18 protein-coding genes are annotated in these 15,359 nt (G+C 73.4%); 2 read left to right on the forward strand and 16 right to left on the reverse strand.

What is annotated here, in order from left to right:
* Window positions 1-41 precede the first annotated feature (41 nt).
* Window positions 42-947, reverse strand: coding sequence for an SDR family oxidoreductase (locus tag MFF56_RS24735; RefSeq protein ID WP_066919250.1), 906 nt, complete (start codon window positions 945-947; stop codon window positions 42-44).
* Between the two features lie 223 nt (window positions 948-1,170).
* On the opposite strand from MFF56_RS24735, the gene MFF56_RS24740 reads away from it, so the two are divergent.
* Both MFF56_RS24740 and MFF56_RS24745 read left to right on the forward strand, forming a co-directional pair.
* Window positions 1,171-1,422, forward strand: a complete 252-nt coding sequence (locus MFF56_RS24740) for a hypothetical protein (RefSeq protein ID WP_066919252.1) — start codon at window positions 1,171-1,173, stop codon at window positions 1,420-1,422.
* An 891-nt stretch (window positions 1,423-2,313) separates the two neighbouring features.
* Window positions 2,314-2,535 (forward strand): hypothetical protein, encoded by a 222-nt coding sequence (locus MFF56_RS24745; protein WP_156453520.1) that lies wholly within the window; start codon window positions 2,314-2,316, stop codon window positions 2,533-2,535.
* Between the two features lie 25 nt (window positions 2,536-2,560).
* On the opposite strand, the gene MFF56_RS24750 is transcribed toward MFF56_RS24745, so the two are convergent.
* The 15 genes from MFF56_RS24750 to sctX form a co-directional block, all read right to left on the reverse strand.
* Window positions 2,561-2,845 carry a hypothetical protein gene (locus MFF56_RS24750; RefSeq protein ID WP_066919256.1) on the reverse strand — a complete coding sequence of 95 codons (285 nt, stop codon included), beginning with the start codon at window positions 2,843-2,845 and terminating at the stop codon, window positions 2,561-2,563.
* On the reverse strand, window positions 2,842-3,561 hold the full coding sequence (locus MFF56_RS24755) for a hypothetical protein (RefSeq protein ID WP_066919258.1): 720 nt from the start codon (window positions 3,559-3,561) through the stop codon (window positions 2,842-2,844). Before MFF56_RS24755 ends, MFF56_RS24750 begins: the two co-directional genes overlap by 4 nt.
* Window positions 3,558-4,067, reverse strand: a complete 510-nt coding sequence (locus tag MFF56_RS24760) for a hypothetical protein (RefSeq protein ID WP_066919260.1) — start codon at window positions 4,065-4,067, stop codon at window positions 3,558-3,560. Before MFF56_RS24760 ends, MFF56_RS24755 begins: the two co-directional genes overlap by 4 nt.
* On the reverse strand, window positions 4,057-5,148 hold the full coding sequence (locus tag MFF56_RS24765) for a MotA/TolQ/ExbB proton channel family protein (RefSeq protein ID WP_238231495.1): 1,092 nt from the start codon (window positions 5,146-5,148) through the stop codon (window positions 4,057-4,059). Before MFF56_RS24765 ends, MFF56_RS24760 begins: the two co-directional genes overlap by 11 nt.
* Window positions 5,149-5,230: 82 nt before the next feature.
* The gene (gene sctV / locus MFF56_RS24770; RefSeq protein WP_066918640.1) at window positions 5,231-7,360 is read right to left on the reverse strand and encodes a type III secretion system export apparatus subunit SctV; all 2,130 of its coding nucleotides are present in this window, start codon (window positions 7,358-7,360) and stop codon (window positions 5,231-5,233) included.
* Window positions 7,361-7,610: 250 nt separating this feature from the next.
* On the reverse strand, window positions 7,611-8,825 hold the full coding sequence (locus tag MFF56_RS24775; protein ID WP_238231497.1) for a coiled-coil domain-containing protein: 1,215 nt from the start codon (window positions 8,823-8,825) through the stop codon (window positions 7,611-7,613).
* A 100-nt stretch (window positions 8,826-8,925) separates the two neighbouring features.
* Entirely contained in the window at window positions 8,926-10,191 is a 1,266-nt protein-coding gene (locus MFF56_RS24780) for a hypothetical protein (protein ID WP_238231499.1), read from the reverse strand.
* Complete coding sequence (locus MFF56_RS24785) at window positions 10,191-10,775, reverse strand: hypothetical protein (protein ID WP_066927972.1); 585 nt, start codon at window positions 10,773-10,775, stop codon at window positions 10,191-10,193. Before MFF56_RS24785 ends, MFF56_RS24780 begins: the two co-directional genes overlap by 1 nt.
* A gap of 8 nt (window positions 10,776-10,783) precedes the next feature.
* Complete coding sequence (locus tag MFF56_RS24790; RefSeq protein ID WP_066927974.1) at window positions 10,784-11,272, reverse strand: tetratricopeptide repeat protein; 489 nt, start codon at window positions 11,270-11,272, stop codon at window positions 10,784-10,786.
* 43 nt (window positions 11,273-11,315) lie between these two features.
* The gene (locus tag MFF56_RS24795; RefSeq protein WP_066927975.1) at window positions 11,316-11,771 is read right to left on the reverse strand and encodes a type III secretion system chaperone family protein; all 456 of its coding nucleotides are present in this window, start codon (window positions 11,769-11,771) and stop codon (window positions 11,316-11,318) included.
* A gap of 7 nt (window positions 11,772-11,778) precedes the next feature.
* The gene (locus MFF56_RS24800) at window positions 11,779-12,753 is read right to left on the reverse strand and encodes a hypothetical protein (protein WP_066927977.1); all 975 of its coding nucleotides are present in this window, start codon (window positions 12,751-12,753) and stop codon (window positions 11,779-11,781) included.
* An 18-nt stretch (window positions 12,754-12,771) separates the two neighbouring features.
* Entirely contained in the window at window positions 12,772-13,818 is a 1,047-nt protein-coding gene (locus tag MFF56_RS24805) for a hypothetical protein (protein WP_066927979.1), read from the reverse strand.
* A 68-nt stretch (window positions 13,819-13,886) separates the two neighbouring features.
* Window positions 13,887-14,450, reverse strand: a complete 564-nt coding sequence (locus tag MFF56_RS24810) for a hypothetical protein (protein ID WP_066927982.1) — start codon at window positions 14,448-14,450, stop codon at window positions 13,887-13,889.
* A gap of 85 nt (window positions 14,451-14,535) precedes the next feature.
* Window positions 14,536-14,952, reverse strand: coding sequence for a hypothetical protein (locus MFF56_RS24815; protein WP_066927984.1), 417 nt, complete (start codon window positions 14,950-14,952; stop codon window positions 14,536-14,538).
* A gap of 7 nt (window positions 14,953-14,959) precedes the next feature.
* Complete coding sequence (gene sctX, locus MFF56_RS24820; protein WP_066927986.1) at window positions 14,960-15,340, reverse strand: type III secretion apparatus assembly protein SctX; 381 nt, start codon at window positions 15,338-15,340, stop codon at window positions 14,960-14,962.
* Window positions 15,341-15,359: the final 19 nt, after the last annotated feature.

Raw genomic sequence — 15,359 nt, forward strand, 5'->3', positions numbered from 1 at the left:
GGCGGCCACTCCACGGAGGCTGCGTCCGCCGGGATGAGCGATCAGGCGGTGCCGTTGCCGCCGGTGGCGCCGTAGACCTCGCCGGTGACGTAGCTCGCCTCCTGGCTCGCGAGGAACACGTAAACCGGAGCGAGTTCAACCGGCTGGCCGGGACGGCCCAGCGGCACCTCGGAACCGAACTTCTCGACATTCTCCTGCGGCTGGCCGCCCGAGGGCTGCAGCGCCGTCCAGAACGGACCGGGCGCCACCGCGTTCACCCGGATGCCCTTCGCGATCTGCTGCTTGGCCAGCGCCTTCGAGAAGGCGACGATGCCGGCCTTCGTGGTCGCGTAGTCGACCAGGATCTGCGGCGGGTTGTAGGCCACGACCGAGGCGGTGTTGATCACCGAGGCGCCGGCCGGCATGTGCGGTAGGGCGGCCTTGGTGATCCAGAACATGGCGTAGAGGTTGGTCTTCAGCGTCCGATCGAACTGCTCGTCCGTGATATCGGCGATGTCTTTCTGGTTCGTCTGCTTGCCAGCGTTATTGACGAGAATGTCGAGGCCGCCGAGGTCGGTGACCGCCTTCTTCACGAGTGCCTCGCAGAACCCCTTGTCGGTGATGTCGCCCGGCAGCAGCACCGCCTTGCGGCCCTCCGCCTCGATCAGCTTGGCGACCTCCTGCGCGTCGGGCATCTCGTCCGCGACGAAGCTGAGCGCCACGTCGGCGCCCTCGCGGGCGAACGCGATGGCGGCTGCCCGACCGATACCGGAATCGGCACCGGTGACGAGGGCCTTGCGTCCCTCTAGGCGACCGTGGCCGCGATAGCTGGTTTCGCCATGGTCGGGCTTGGGCTTCATCGCCTGCGCCAGCCCCGGGGCTTCCTGCGGCTGCTTCTCGAAGGGCGGTTGCGGGTATTGTGTGCGGGGGTCCTGCATCTTCAGGCGCAGGTCCGGGGCATCCGTCATCTGGTGTTCCATGGCGCCGGCTTGGCCAGAGCAGCACACGCGGCGCGGTTCAGGGAAGGCGCTGCCCGGATAGCGGGCCAATCACCGACTCGCGCGTCTGTTCCAGTGGCCGTTGGGGGTGTCATCGCCACACCCGACCCTGGGGTCTTACCTGCGTCATCGTCCGCAGGGACCGGGCCTCCGCTTAGGCGTTGTGAGATGGGACCGACCCACCGGAGACGTCATGCTGAACCCGTTCTATGCCACGTTCCTGCTCGCCGTGGAGGCGCAGAAGGTCGTCGAGTTGCGGCTGGTGCGGATCGCCTGGGGCGGAGCCGAGGCTCAGGCCGAGATGGTGTCGATGGTCGGCGAGAAGGTCGTGGCCGCGATGGAAGCTGCCAACACCCTGATGGCGGGCGGAAGCCCCGGCGAGGTCGTCGCACGCTACCGGGAACTGGTCGCAGACAATACGCGGCGCCTCTCAGGAATGGTCTGAGCGCCGGCGCCTGCAGCCAAGTTCCTGGCATTCCGGGGTAAACGGAGCCGACATGGGTGATCTACCCACGTAGCACGATTTGGTCGTGGGGGTCTGCTAATGCTTGATGACCGGACTTTCGGACGGTTGGCGGCAAGGGTCAGCTGATGGCGCATCGCCGTCTTCATCAGTGGAGCCTCGCCACTGCAGGCCTGCTGATAAGCTTCGACAGATCCCTGCCATTCAGCGTGGTACGGCCACCGCGGTTGGCGACGCTTCCATCGTCCACAGCGGCATTTTGGTTGACACTGTGTACCACCAGGGTGCTACACAGAGGGACAGCGGCATCGACCTAAAGCTTTGAGATAGCTAGGGATATTCGGTCGGCAGGCGTCGGGTTCGAATCCAGGTCCCCCAGCCATCTAATTCAGCCCGCTAAGTCAACGACTTGGCGGGTTTTTGAATGCTCGAACGTCGTCTCGAACGGATTGCAACACGCCGCAATACGACCCATGCTTCTACAATGGGCCACGCTGCGCGGTCGGCGGCTCCGTGCAACACGAACGGAACACCCTCACGCCTGTCTGAGAGCGGCCATCCTCCCGAGCGGCCAGTTCCTCCATCGCCTCATCGAGCCGCGCTTCGTCGGTCGATAGATATCCTGCGCAGCCGTAGGGTGAGGATAGCAGCAGGCGACACCTCCGGGATCGCGCGGTCGCGAGCACCCGGCCAGCCCATGCTCCCCGCTCGGCCCGATGTCGGGTGTCGACGCGTCGCGGGACGGGCGATGGCCGGCCCCGATCCGGGGTCGCGTCCTCGACCGGCATGGCGTGTCAGGTCACACGATCCCGGATTGGCAGACGGCGGCCCCTCGACTAGACTTCCCGCATTCCGGCCATCGACGGTTCCGCCATGATCAATCCCGTTCGGAGTTCCTCCAACGACCAGATGCGGGCCGAGCCAGCCGGCGATCGCGGCCGGGCCGACAAGTTCTCGAGCACGCTCGCGGCTTGGATGTCGCGGGGTTCCGCGATCCGCGCGAACTACGCCGTGAGCGAGGAGCACGAGGATCCGGAGCCCGAGCCGATCAAGGCGAGCGCACCGATCATCGCGCCGGACGTCGCGAAGGCCTGACGGAGCGCGCCCACCTCCGCCGGCCTCAGGGAACGAGGGGCGCGCCCGGCTGCCGGTAGACGCTCTGCTCGCCGATCAGGTCGGCGGCGTCGCGCCGGCGGGTCTGGTCGCTCTCGATCAGGGTGATGCTCGTCTGGTCGAGATAGGCCTTGAAGGCGTCGTCCGCCTCGTTCGCGCGCGCGGACGCGGTGGCGTCGGCTTGCCGCGCGATCGCGCGGGGTGAGCTGACGGGCAAGGGGTCACGGGTGCCCTGAAGGGTCTGGTAGGCCGGCAGCGGGATCGAACTCGTCGCCTGGATGGGATCGCTCACGGTCCGTCTCCCCGGTTCGTCTCGGCGCCGGAACGCTCAGCGTAGCGGGCGCGCGGGCGCGGCACAATCCACTCGATCGCCACGACGGCGGCGAAGGCCCCGAGGAGCATCGCGACCGTCACGGCCGCGCCGAGCCAGCCGCGCAGGCGCTCGCCCATCGCGCCGGCCGGCCGCGGATCGGGCGCACCGCCCGCGCCCGGAGCGGGCGGACCGGCGGCGCCTCCCAGAAGGCGGGCGAGCTCCGCGCGGAACCGGGGCAGGTCGGAGCGGCGCGCGAGGAGGGCCCGGAACGCGGGCGTCCAACCCGCCTCCGCGTCCCCGAGCGCCGGTGGCACCGAGATCTCGTCCCAGGGCCGGCCCGCGCCGGCGAGGCGGGCGGCGACCGCCGGGTAGTGCCGGTGCGAGAACACGTAGAGCCGCACCGGCAAGGCCGGATCGAGCCCGCGCAGGGCCGCGTCGAGCGAGGGGGGCTCGACCTCGGTGAGGTCGATGGAGAGCCCCTCCGCGTCCGGCCGCCGCGCGTGCAGGATCGCGACGAGGGCGTCGGCGCGCAGGGGTGCGCGCCCGACCGCACCGAGCTCGGCCGCCTCGGTCGGCGGACCGGGTGCCCCGTCCGGGGCGACGGCGCCCGCCTGCAGCAGGATCAGGAGGATCAGCAGCAGCGCCGCGAAGACGTTGGCCGAGAGATCGGTGAGGACGGTGCCGGCCGCATTCATCGGGCGCCCGTTCCCGGCGGCAGGGCGCAGGCGCGGGCGAGCGCCGGGTCCCGGGCCTCGGCACAGGGCGTCGCGGTGCGCAGCTGCGCGATCCGCACCGGCCCGTGGGCCGCCGCCACCGGCTCCAGCAGGAACGCCGCCTCCAGGCCCGCCGGCTCGATCAGGACCAGCAGCGGCGTCTCCGCCGCGCGCAAGGCGGCGAGCGCGTCGCGCAGGGCGCGGTCGTCCGGCACCGCGTCGAGGGGGATCCGCCGGTTGCCCGCGGAGGCGAGCCGCAGGCCTCCCGCCTCGGCGACGATCGTCGCGGCCGGATGCCCGCCGACCGTCACGGCCGGGGATGGAGGCGTGGTGGGCGCCGCCTCCGCCGCGGGCCGGCGGACCGCACCGAGGTGGAGGGCCGGCAGCAGGACGAGGATCGCCGGCAGCACCATCGCGATCAGGGCGAAGAGCAGGTCGGCGAAGGGATCGATCCCGGGCTCCTCCTCCGCGGCGGCCTCAGGGGGCATCGGCGGGCTCCGCGACCGCGGCGAGCAGGGCGCACTCGGCCGCCAGTTCCTGCTCGCCCTTCTCCACCAGCGCGAGCAGCAGCCCGGCGACCATGCTGGCCAGGATCCCGAGCAGCGTGGTCTCGAACTTCAGGGCGAGGCCCGCGAGGCTGCCCGAGAGGTCGATCCGCCCCGCGCCGCCCTCCCCCGGCAGCGCCGCCATGGCGGTGGCGAGGCCCACCACCGTGCCGAAGAAGCCGAGCAGCGGCAGGAAGGGCAGCAGGCCGCGCACGAAGCGGCGCGAGGCCCCGTGGAAGGCGGCGAAGGCTGCCCCGAGCGCCTGCGCATCCGGCCCCCCGCCCCGCAGCCCCTGCGCCAGCGAGCGGACGGTCCGGGTATGGCCGAAGCCCGCGAGCGGCCCGGCGAGCAGGCCCCGGAGCGTGCCGGGGCCGGTCCGGTCCCCCCGCGCCAGTTCCCGGCGCAGGGCGGCGAGCGCCTCGCGGTCGCGCCGGTGCTGGAGCGCGGCCTCGCCCAGGAAAGCCAGGATGACGCAGAACAGCACCACGATGGACCGGTGGATCGCGCTCTCGCCGGCGAGCGCGTGCGCGACGAGATCGACGAGCCCCGTGCCGCCCCGGGCCGGCCCCAGATAGGCGAGCCCCTGGTAGAACAGCAGCGCGAGGCAGGCGCCGAGCGCCAGCGCGGCGGCGGCGGACTGGGCGGCGACGGGGGCGCGGGCGCGGAGCGGCGCCCGCCAGAAGGCGGCGAAACGCTGCTCGTTCGCCTCCGCCAGCGCGCGGGCGGCGAACAGCGTGACCAGGATCTGCGGCCAGAGCGGGTGGGCGCGCACGGCCGCCGCCAGCGGTACGTCCGCCGCCAGCGCCGGCAGGAGCGGCACGGCGGCGGCCAGGAGGGCGGCGCCGCCCGCCCCCCAGCGGAAGGCACGGGAATCCGACTCGGCGCCCCGCACGAGGCCTGCCGCGATTCCCGCCCCGCAGAGGAGCGCCGCGGCCCAGAAGGCCGGCCCCTGCCCGCCTGCGTGGACGAGGAGGTAAAGACCGAAGGCGACCAGGAGGCCGCACCCGTAGGCGAGGAGGCGCAACCGCTCGGCGGAAGCCCCTGGCCTGCTCCCGGCCCTGCTCCCTGCTCTGCTCCCTGCCCTGCCCGACAGCGCTGCGGCCCGCTCAGGCGGCATTGTTGAGCTGCGCCGTGAGTCTCACCCGCTCCAGCGGCTGGACGTTCGCGCTGGCGGTCAGCTCTTGGTAGGAGAGCACCGCGAGGTTCGGGAAGTCGCGCTCCACGATCTTGCGCATGAAGCGGCGGATATCCATCGGCACCAGGATCACGGGCGGCACCGCGCTCTGCCCCGGCGCACCGACGGCCGCGCGCATCGCCGCGATCAGCTGCCGGTGCACGTCCGGCGAGAGGGCGAGGTAGGAGGCGCCGCTGGTCTGGCGGATCGCGTTGCGCACCGTGTCCTCGATCTCCTTCGAGATCAGGTAGGCCGGGATGATGCCCTGGCCGCCTGAGAACTTGTGCGTGATGTAGCGCGAGAGCGCGGCGCGGACGTGCTCGGCCAGCACGATCGGGTCCTTCTCGCGCTGGCCCCAGGTGACGAGCGCCTCCAGCACGGTGCGCATGTCGCGGATCGAGATCTCCTCGCCGACGAGGCGCTGCAGCACGTCCGTGATGGTGATGGTGGGCAGGAGACGGGTCACCTCGCGCACCAGCTCGGCGAAGTTCTTCTGCATCTGGTTCATCAGGTACATGGTCTCCTGGACCCCGATGAACTCCGCCGCATGCCCCTTCAGCACGTGGGCGAGGTGGAAGGTGAGCATGGTGGAGAGCGTCATCACCTGCATGCCGGCCCGCTCCAGCACGGGCAGGTGCTTGGTCGAGACCCAGTAGCTCGGCGTGTGGGGCAGGAAGTCCTCGCCGCGCTCGAAGGGGATGTCGAACATGCGCAGGTTCGCCTCGGTCTCGCGCACGATGACGTAGCCGGGCCGCGCGGCGCCCGCCGCCACCGGGATCTCGTTGACGAGGATGCGGTACTCGCCCTCCTTCAGGTTCTCGTTGAGCCGCAGGTGAATTCCGGGAAACGGCACGCCGAGGTCGAAGTAGAGGGCGCGGCGCACGCGGGCGACCTCGCGGTCGAGCTTGTCCGGCCGGATCGCGTTGCGCACGGACGCGGCGATGTCGACGATCAGCGGCACGGTGAGCGCGAAGCTCACCGCCTCGACGGGGCCGCTGTCGGCCTCGTCGCCGCCGGGCAGCGAGGGCGCCTTGCCGGGGGGCGCGAGCGCGGGGGCGAGCGCGGGCATCTCCAGCGAGCGGGTCTCGGCCGCCCCGCGGCCGCGCCGCCGCACGATCAGCCAGCCCCCGCCCCCGGTGAGCGCGGCCAGGATCAGGAACACCGGTGCGGGGAAGCCCGGCACGAAGGCGAAGACCGTGAGGATCACGGCCGTGATCATCAGCGCCTTCGGCTCGGCGACGAGCTGGCTGGAGATGTCGCTGCCGAGGTCGGCATTGTCCTCGGAGGCCACGCGCGTGACGATGAAGCCCGCGGTGATCGAGACGAAGAGCGCCGGGATCTGCGAGACGAGGCCGTCGCCGATGGTGAGGAGCGAGTAGCGGTCGAGCGCCTCGCCGAGCGGCATGCCCCGCTGCATCGTGCCGATGGCGATGCCGCCGATCATGTTGACCGCGATGATGATCAGGCCCGCGATGGCGTCGCCTTTGACGAACTTCATCGCGCCGTCCATGGCGCCGTAGAGCTGGCTCTCCTTCTCCAGCTTATTGCGCCGGCGCTTGGCCTCGTCGAGCTCGATCATGCCGGCGCGCATGTCGGAATCGATCGACATCTGCTTGCCGGGCATCGAATCGAGCGAGAACCGCGCCGAGACCTCGGCCACGCGCTCAGAGCCCTTCGTGATCACCATGAAGTTCACGATCGTCAGAATCAGGAACACCACGAGGCCGACCACGAGGTTGCCGCCCACCACGAAGCGCCCGAACGTCTCGACGATATGGCCGGCATCCGCCTGGATCAGGATCAGGCGGGTGGTCGAGATGGCGAGCGCTAGCCGGAACAGAGTGGTGAGCAGCAGGATCGACGGGAAGGAGGAGAGCTGCACCACGTCCGTCAGGTAGACGGCCGCCATCAGGAGAATCGCCGCGAGGCAGAGGTTCAGCGCGATCAGCACGTCGATGATCGCCGTGGGCAACGGCAGGATCATCATGAAGACGATGCAGATCAGCAGGAACGCGAGCAGCAGGTCGTTGCGCTTCGAGAGCGCGTTGAGGAACTTCATCATCGCCCGGACCGCGTCCCGCCCCCGCTGCGGGCTCGCGCCCGCCCCGCCCCGGCACGAGCCCGGCGCGCATCCATCCTGACCGATTCCCGGTGAGCAAACCGTTCCCGGACCGGGGTGGAGCCGTTCCCGATCGCGCTGCCGTCGGGAACGGCTCCAACCTCCTGTCTTGACGCGCGCTCTTGCGCCGAACCGGCGTCCACGTCGGCGGAGAGCGCTCCAGCCCGCCGCGCCGGGCCCTGGCGCCGACGCCTCACCGGAGCGCCAGTTGCCGGCGCCCGGCCAGCACCGGCTCGTCCGGGAGCAGGTCCGTCTCCCGCCGCAGCACGTCTGCCACCGCCGCGAGGCCGGTCGCGAGGCCCAGGACGGCTGCCAGGATCCGCTCGCTCGCCCGCGCGGCGCGCAGGTCGTCGAGCGCGCGGCCCTCCGCCTCGAAGCGCTCGAGCAGGCGCGCGCCCATGTCCTTCAGCGTCTCGCCCGCCTCGTCGAGACGCCAATCCAGCTCGGTGCTGCGCGCCGCTTCCAGGGCCCGCTCGCCGGATCTGTCCTGGAGCAGCGCGGTCATCTGCGCGAAGGCGAGCACGAGGGCGGTCCGCCCGACGGCGATGTCGCGCTCGGCCGCGGCGATCCGGCCGTCGAGCGCCGCGATCGCGGTGTCGAGCGCGGCGATCCGGGCCTGGACGGTCGCGCGCTCGGTCCTTGCTCCGTCCAGCGTCGTCTGGGCCGCGTCGCGCCGGTCCGTCAGCGCGGCGATCGTCGCGGCGGCCGTGTCGCGCGTCGTCTCGATCTCCGCGTCGGCCGCCTCGAGCGTCGCCTCGACGTCCGCCCGCTCGGCCCGGAGCGCGGCGACCTTGCCCGGGTCGCCGGCCGCCTGCGCGGCCACGATCTGCGCGTCGATCAGGGCCAGCTTCGCGGCGATCGCGTCGCGCGCGTCCGACAGGGTCTCGATGGCCGCGTCCGCCTTCGTCCGCTCGGCCGCGATGGTGCCGTTCAGGGTCGCGACCGTTCCCTGCAACTCGGTGATCTGTGTGGCGAGGGCAGCCTCCCGCGCCGCCGCACTCTCCCGCTCGGCCGAGGCCGCGCCCCTCTGCGCGATCAGGCCGCTGCCGGCCGTGCCGTCGCCGTAGAGTTCGGTGCCGGCGGTGGCGAGCTGGGCCGAGGCGCCGCCGAGGCTCGCGCGCACGCTGGCCGCCGCGCCGGCGATGCGGGCGTCGCTCGCCTCACGCCGCACCGCGTCGATCGCGGCGGCGGCCTGCGCCAAGAGGATCGCCGCGTCCTCGGCGTTCTGCGGCGCCCGCAGGCCGGAGGCGCCGCCCGCGAAGACGGTGCCGACGCTCCGGTAGAGCGCCCCGGGGGAGGCCGCCGCGAGGCCGGCCGAGACCGCGGCGGTGCCGGAGGCCGGGAGCGGCCCGGTCTCGGACAGGGAGGGGAGCGGGGCGGCCTGGCTCGTTCCGGTGATGGCTGACATGGGACGCTCCTGCCCGGACCGAGGTGCCCGCGGCCGCATCCTACGCGGCCCTCGGCGCGCGACTGTGCCGAATGTGACGCCGGATCCGGCCCCGCCTGCCTCAGATGCTGAGGCGGCGTCGGGCCGCCGCGTCGTCCGCCTCCGCATCGACGCCGCGCGCAAGGTCGGCAAGTTCCGCCTCGATGGACGCGATCGCGTCGACGAGAATCGCCAGCCCGAGCAGGACCTGCAGGCGGCGCGAGCGCATCAGGCGGCCGAGAAGCGCGCGCATGCGGGCGAGGAACCCGGGCCGCGGCACCTGCCGCCCGAGCCGCTCCTCGAGCGCGGCCTCCGTCGATCCCGGAGCCTGCACGAGCGCGGCCAGGAGCGTCTCCGCGGCGGGCGGCGCGAAGGGCCGCGGCGGCGGCCAGCCCGGGATCATCGCGGCGTTGAGGATGAAGGAGGCGATGATGCCCGCGCGCTCGACCTGCGGCCCCGCTGCGATCTCGGCAGTCCGGCTCCAGCCGTCGATCGGGGCGGGATCGCGTGTCGCGGGCGGTCGGTCCGGCGCTGCGCTGCCCGGTCCGGAGGCGGGATCGGCGTCCGCGCGCGGGGACCCGTGCCCGCTCTCGGGGGCACGCTCGGGGGGCGGCGCCACCTCGCCGCGCGATCCGCCCCGGGAACGGCCCGCCGCGATCCCGGTCGTCGCCCCCGCCGCGAAGGAGATCGCGGCGGACGCCGCGGTGTCGGGGCCGGCGCGGTCGGGCGATCCCGCCTGCGCCGCGGAGGGGAGCGGTGTGCCGGCGCCGGCCGCATCGGGGCGGTGCCCGGCCGCCGCGAGGCCGTCCGGACCGGGTGCCCGGATCCCGGAATCCGTGGGGGGCACCGGCGCGCCGGCGGGAGCTTCGGGTCCCGCGGCCTCCGCGGCCGAGGGGCCGGCGACGGGCCCGACGGGCGACGCCGCCTGACCGGATCGCGGCATCGGGTCCGATCCGGCGGGCAGCGTCGGCATCGACACCTCGGCGGCCGGCCCGGCGGCCCGCCTCGCCGCGGCCCCGTCGCCCGGCAGCACGGTCCCCACCCCCGATGTCGCCGCCTCCCGCATCGCCGGAACGACGGGCGGGGACTGCCCGGCGGGACCGAGCGGGGCGCGCAGGCCGGCCAGCGAGCGGCCTGCCGCCCAGGATCCGGACCCGCCGGACGGAGCTTCCGCAACCGGCGGCGCCTCCCCGCCGTCCGGGTCCGCGAGACGGCCGGGGGCGGCGCCCGCTTCCGGGGCCGGGCGGGCGCCCTGGGGGGCGACGTAGGTGTTGGCGGCGATCGCGCCGAGATCGCTCGTGCGCGCCAGGGCGTCCAGCAGCGCGCTCAGAGGCAGGGCCACGGGCATCAGGCGCGGCTCCGGCCGGCCTCCGCCGGCTCGACCCGGCTCCGCTGCGCCAGCGCGCCCGCGAGCCGCTCGGCCTCCCGGATCAGCGCCTCCGGGGTCTGCCGGTCCTGCCGGTCCCGGAAGGCGGCCAGATGCTCGGCGGCGGACGCCCGGTCTCCGCGGGCGATCGCGAGGCCCGCCGCGTGGAAATGCGGCACCGCCCAGTTCGGGCGCAGGGCGGCGGCGGCCGCGAAGGCGATCCCGGCCTCGTCATCGGCGCCGCGCAGGTGCAGGCAGACGCCGTGGCCGACCCAGTAATCGGCGCAGCCGCTGTCGAGGGCGCAGAGCGCCCGGAACAGCGGCTCCGCCCGGTCGTGGCGGCCTGCGGCGAACCACGTGTGGGCGCGCCGGTACAGGGCTTCGGCGACGCCCTCGGGCAGGCCGAGCGCCGCCCCGAGCGTCCGTCCCTCCCGGAGCGCCGCGTAGATGCGCGCCCCGTCGAGGCCGAGGGCGGCGGCGGCCTCGGCGAAGAGCGTGCCGAGGAGCGCGCCGTCCTCCGGATCGAGGCCGAACGGCTCCCGGCCGGTCGAAGCTAGGACCGCCACGGCGGGGCTCAGCCGGCCGGGGCCAGGGCGGGCGCGCGGGCCGGATCGGGCAGCGCCTCGAGCAGCCGGCCCGCTTCCTCGACGACCGCGGCATTCCGGGCGGCGCGGCCGAGCGCGACCGCGTCCCGCAGGTCCTCCGAGGCCTCCGCGAGGGCACCGAGCCCGATGCAGGCCCGGCCGGATACGAGATAGCCGCGGGGATCCTGGGGGGCGAGCGCGATGACCGCCGAGGCCGCCTGCAGGGCGAGGTGGAACTCCTCGGCGGCCAGCGCGCAATTCGCCAGGCCGGTCTGGAAGACGGGATTCGTCGGCTCGCACAGGATGAGGCCGGCATAGACGCGCAGGGCATCCGCCGTCGCGCCCCGCTGGAGCAGGTTGCGGGCGACCTCCAGGCCGATCGAGAGGTCCTCGGATTTCAGGCCGAGCGCGTCGCGGATCTGCCCGTCCAGCAGGGCTGCGGCCTCGCTTCCGGGGGCCGGTTGGCTGTGTGCGTCCATCGTCTGTCCTCGCCCCCGGGGAGGCGCTCCCGTCGCCACGTCGTCACAGTCGGAAGATCAGGCTGCCGGCATCCTCCGGAAGCCCGTTGCGGATATCCGGCCCGGCCGCTTCCGCGAGCGTCGGCCCGTGGATCTCGGCCAGGTGGAGCACGTCCTCGATCAGCGCGCGCAGGAGGGGCACGTCGGCCGCGCGGCACGGGCCGGCGGCCTCAGCCCGCACGATGCCGTCCTCGGCGAGCGTCAGGGCCGCCCGGTTGCCGAGCACCAGCCCCAGGCTCTCCCGCAGCATCTGGCGCAGCTGCGCCTCGCGCCGGTGGGGCACGGGCGCGAGCGCACCGACCTCCGCCGCGACCACGACCTGCGTGCCGTCCGGGTTCGGCCGGAGCCGGACCGTCCGCCCGTCGATGCGCAGGCTCGCCGCCTCGGCCGGAGCCGGCGCGGCGAGGCCCAGGCTCGCCCAGAGGGCCGCCGCCACGCCGGCGAAGCTCTCGCGCGCCATGCTCCGCTCAAACCCGCGTGAGGGCGCGCATCTGGTCGGCCTTGGCCTCCTGCAGGTCCTTCAGGAACTGGATGATCGACTTGACCATCTGGTCCAGCGCCTCCTGCGACTCCTTGCGCAGATCGCCCTGGGCCTGCTTCTCCTGCGCGCTGGCGGCCGCTTCCTGGCCCTCGGCGTCCTTCACCTTGCTGGCGGCCTCGGTGCTGGCCTCGTTGTAGCGCGTCATGCCCTGGCCGAGCTGGCCGGCGGTCTGCGAGGTCATGTCGCCGAGCTTGGCGAGGTTCTGCGCACCCTTGCCGACCGTCTGCGAGGCGTCGAGGGCCGTCTGGACCTCGCCGATCTTCATGCCCGAGAACTTGCCGGGCGCACCGGCCGCGGCGCCCGCGCCGCCGGGCACCTGCGGGCCGGCGGCGGTGGCCAGACCCTTGACCTCCTTGAAGGCCGACGCCTGCTTGCCGGCAGCCGAGATCCCGCCCCCGAGGGAGGCCAGGCCGCCCGCGACCTGCAGGGCCGAGCTGACCACCGTCATGATGAGGGACGTGAGGGCGCCGGACGTCAGGGTGGCGGCGGCCTCCCGCATCTTGCCGGCCTGGGCGAGGAGCTCGGTCTTGGCCTGGTCCCGGGCCGCCATCCGGTCGTCGAGCGCGCTCTTGCGCTGCTGGCCGGCCTGCTCGACCATCAGGCGCGCCAGGAGATCGAGCGCGCTGCCGGAATTCGCCAGCGAGGCGAGCATCTGCTGGGCGGCCGCGGCGCTGGCTTGGCTCGCGCCGGGATCCTCCGGCACGGCACCGCGCGGCGTCGAGGCGCCGCTGCTGGCGATCTGCGTGAGCAGCGCGGTGGGGACCGGCGGCAGCGCGCCGGTCGCGGCCGAGGCCGCGCCGGCCTTCGCCGCCGCGGCGGGCGCCGCCTTGCCGGCTCCGTCCGTCGGGTAGGTGGTCTGGAACGGGATGGTCCCGGAGGTTCCGCTGATACCGCTCGACATGGTGTCCTCCCCTCCCGCTCAGGCCCGCAGGCCGACCCGGGCCAGCGTCTGGCCCCGGTCCTGCATCGCCTCGGTGATCGCGTCGAGCATGCCGTCGAAGCGCTCGGCGGCGCCCTTCAGGCGCGCCATGGCCTGGTCGATCGCGTCGTCGAGCGACTGGATCAGCGCCGCCATCGCCTTGCCCTCGGACTGCGTCTTCATCCCCTCGGCCTTCGTCTTGGTGGCGTCGTACTTGAGGCCGCCGACCACGCCGTCGCCGACGCCCGTCATGATGCTGGCCACCGCGCCGGCGATCGAGAGGGCCGACTGGATCGCGGTCGCCGCGCCCTTGATCGCGCCGATGCCGCCCGCGAGGGAGAGGATGGCGGCGACCGAGGAGACCACGATGCGGGAGATCATCTCCGCCTCGGTGGCCTTGCCCATGATCTTCTCCTCGGACCAGTCCGGGTGCCGCGCCTTGAGATCGGCCTTGACGATCTGGCCCATGATCCCGAGCCCGTCCTTGCTCGTCGCCGCGACGACGGCGTCGACGGCCAGGCCGAACATCAGCACGCCCGCCGCCATCAGCGCCGCGCCCGCCAGGACGCCCACGCCCGTCGCGGCCATGAGCGCGCCGGCCGCGAAGGAGACGATCGCCCCGAGGAACTGGAAACCGATCTTGATCTTGTCCCAGATGGACAGGTTCTTCATCTTGTTCTCGGCCTGCTCGATCTTTTTCTGCGCCTCTTCGAGCTTGGCCTTCTTCTCGTCGATCTTGAGTTTCTTCGCGTTGGTATCGGTCTCGATCTTGTTCTTCTCGGTGGCGCTGATCGTATCCTTCATCTTCGTGGTGACCTCGAGCAGCAGCACGTCGAGCTGCGCGCCGGTGACCTTCGGCGTCATCGCGAAGAGGCTCGCGTTCATGGCGCTCATCGTGCTCTGACGCTGCGCCGCCGGCAGCCCGCCCGGGGAGCCGAGGCTGCCGCTGCCCGCCGCCTTCTCGACCGCGGCGCCCGGCTTGACGTCCGTGGGGGCGAGGTATCCCGCCACGCTCTGCCCGATGGATCCGCTCACGCCGCTGGTCATGTCCGTCTCTCCGTCTTCAGCTACGAGGATCGCCCGGTAGCGGGCGCGATGTCGGGGGCGGGGCCCGTTCAGGCCGCGGCGCGCGCGGCGATGGCCGAGAGGAGCGAGTCGGCGTGGGCCTCGACCTGCCCCTGCTCCGGCGTGCCGGCCGCCTGGACCTTGGCGGCCTCCAGGTAGGCCTGCGCCTGGTCCGCCTCGCCGTTGCCGAGGAAGCACTCGCCGAGCCGGAGGTAGCCCTGCGGGTTGGTCGCATCGAGGGCGAGGAATACGAGGTAGAGCCGGCCCGCGGCCCGGTACGCCTCCTGGGTCTGGTAGGTGGCGGCCAGCGCGTAGACCGCCCGCGCGTCGCCGGGCTCCAGCTGGTAGAGCATCGTCAGGGTGTTCTGCGCGCCCGCGACGTCGCCCTGCTGGAGCTGGCGGATCCCCTGGACGAGGAGAGCGTCGCGCTCCGCCTCGGTGATGCCCAGGATGTCGGCGTGCGACAGGCCCTCGCCCATCGCCTCCAGGCGCGCCCGGATCTGCGGCGGCATCCGCTCGGCGTCGAGGAGCGCGCCGAGGGCGGCGCTGCTGCCCGCGTGGATCTCCTTCAGCGCGGCCTCGGATTTCGGCAATCCGTCGAGGATCGAGGGCATCTGTGCGCTCCGTCTGCGTCGATACGGACCGGGATACCCGCTCCCGCGCCCGCCCCTGTGCCGAAGGTGACAGGGGCGGCGATTTTCAGCGCGGCTCGCCGTGGCGCAGATAGACCTCCACGGCGTCCCGCGCGCCCGCGGCGTCGCCGAGCGCGTAGAGGCAGCGCGCCTTGAGGTAGCGGCGCATGCGCTGGCGCTCGTCGAGCCGGTAGCTGCCGAACCGCTCGATCGGGGCGAGGCGGTCGAGTTCCTCCAGCACCGCCAGCGCCGCCGCGAAATCCTCCACGAAGAAGCGCAGCACGGCCCGGGCGAGCAGGATCTCGGCCGAGTCGTCCCCGACGAGATGGAGCGCCTCGGCGAGCACGCCGGCCCGGTCGATCTGGCCCTGCTGGGCGAGCACGAAGACGGTGAGCAGCAGAAAGTCGCGCTGGCGCGCGTCGGGACGCGGCGCCTCTGAGGCCAGCGGCAGGCCGGCGCCGGGCCGGGACGGCAGGGTGCCCATGCGGGGTTCAGGCCTTCAGGAGGGCGGCGAGGGCCGCGCGCACCTCGTCGTCGAGCTCGGCGTCCTCGCCGAGGATCAGGGCGGCCTCCTCGAGGATGCGCCGCCGCTGCCCGAGCGCGCGCCGCGCCGCCTCGGCCATGAGGGCGCCCGCGGCGCGCCGGGTGGCCGACAGGGTCGCGGGTTCGAGCAGCGCCGCGTCGAGGTTGCGCGGCTCGAGGAGTTGCGGCAGCCGCTCGTCGAGCGAGGGCCGGCGCAGCACCGCGTCGAGATGGCCGGGCTTGGGCAGGAAGGTCGGCGAGAGCGCGCCCTCCCGCGGCAGGTGCGCGCCCTCGCCGGGCTCCGCCCGGGTGAAGGATTCGACCCCGATCTCGAAGCTGCGGATCTTCACCGGCCCGCCTCCGCCCTGC

This window comes from Methylobacterium hispanicum (assembly GCF_022179285.1).
In the GTDB taxonomy this organism is placed as follows: domain Bacteria; phylum Pseudomonadota; class Alphaproteobacteria; order Rhizobiales; family Beijerinckiaceae; genus Methylobacterium; species Methylobacterium hispanicum.

Coding starts and splice junctions, on each gene's coding strand:
- MFF56_RS24735 (WP_066919250.1), bottom strand. CDS start 947: ATGACGGATGCCCCGGACCTGCGCCTGAAGATGCAGGACCCCCGCACA.
- MFF56_RS24740 (WP_066919252.1), top strand. CDS start 1,171: ATGCTGAACCCGTTCTATGCCACGTTCCTGCTCGCCGTGGAGGCGCAG.
- MFF56_RS24745 (WP_156453520.1), top strand. CDS start 2,314: ATGATCAATCCCGTTCGGAGTTCCTCCAACGACCAGATGCGGGCCGAG.
- MFF56_RS24755 (WP_066919258.1), bottom strand. CDS start 3,561: ATGAATGCGGCCGGCACCGTCCTCACCGATCTCTCGGCCAACGTCTTC.
- MFF56_RS24760 (WP_066919260.1), bottom strand. CDS start 4,067: ATGCCCCCTGAGGCCGCCGCGGAGGAGGAGCCCGGGATCGATCCCTTC.
- sctV (WP_066918640.1), bottom strand. CDS start 7,360: ATGATGAAGTTCCTCAACGCGCTCTCGAAGCGCAACGACCTGCTGCTC.
- MFF56_RS24775 (WP_238231497.1), bottom strand. CDS start 8,825: ATGTCAGCCATCACCGGAACGAGCCAGGCCGCCCCGCTCCCCTCCCTG.
- MFF56_RS24780 (WP_238231499.1), bottom strand. CDS start 10,191: ATGCCCGTGGCCCTGCCTCTGAGCGCGCTGCTGGACGCCCTGGCGCGC.
- MFF56_RS24790 (WP_066927974.1), bottom strand. CDS start 11,272: ATGGACGCACACAGCCAACCGGCCCCCGGAAGCGAGGCCGCAGCCCTG.
- MFF56_RS24795 (WP_066927975.1), bottom strand. CDS start 11,771: ATGGCGCGCGAGAGCTTCGCCGGCGTGGCGGCGGCCCTCTGGGCGAGC.
- MFF56_RS24800 (WP_066927977.1), bottom strand. CDS start 12,753: ATGTCGAGCGGTATCAGCGGAACCTCCGGGACCATCCCGTTCCAGACC.
- MFF56_RS24805 (WP_066927979.1), bottom strand. CDS start 13,818: ATGACCAGCGGCGTGAGCGGATCCATCGGGCAGAGCGTGGCGGGATAC.
- MFF56_RS24810 (WP_066927982.1), bottom strand. CDS start 14,450: ATGCCCTCGATCCTCGACGGATTGCCGAAATCCGAGGCCGCGCTGAAG.
- MFF56_RS24815 (WP_066927984.1), bottom strand. CDS start 14,952: ATGGGCACCCTGCCGTCCCGGCCCGGCGCCGGCCTGCCGCTGGCCTCA.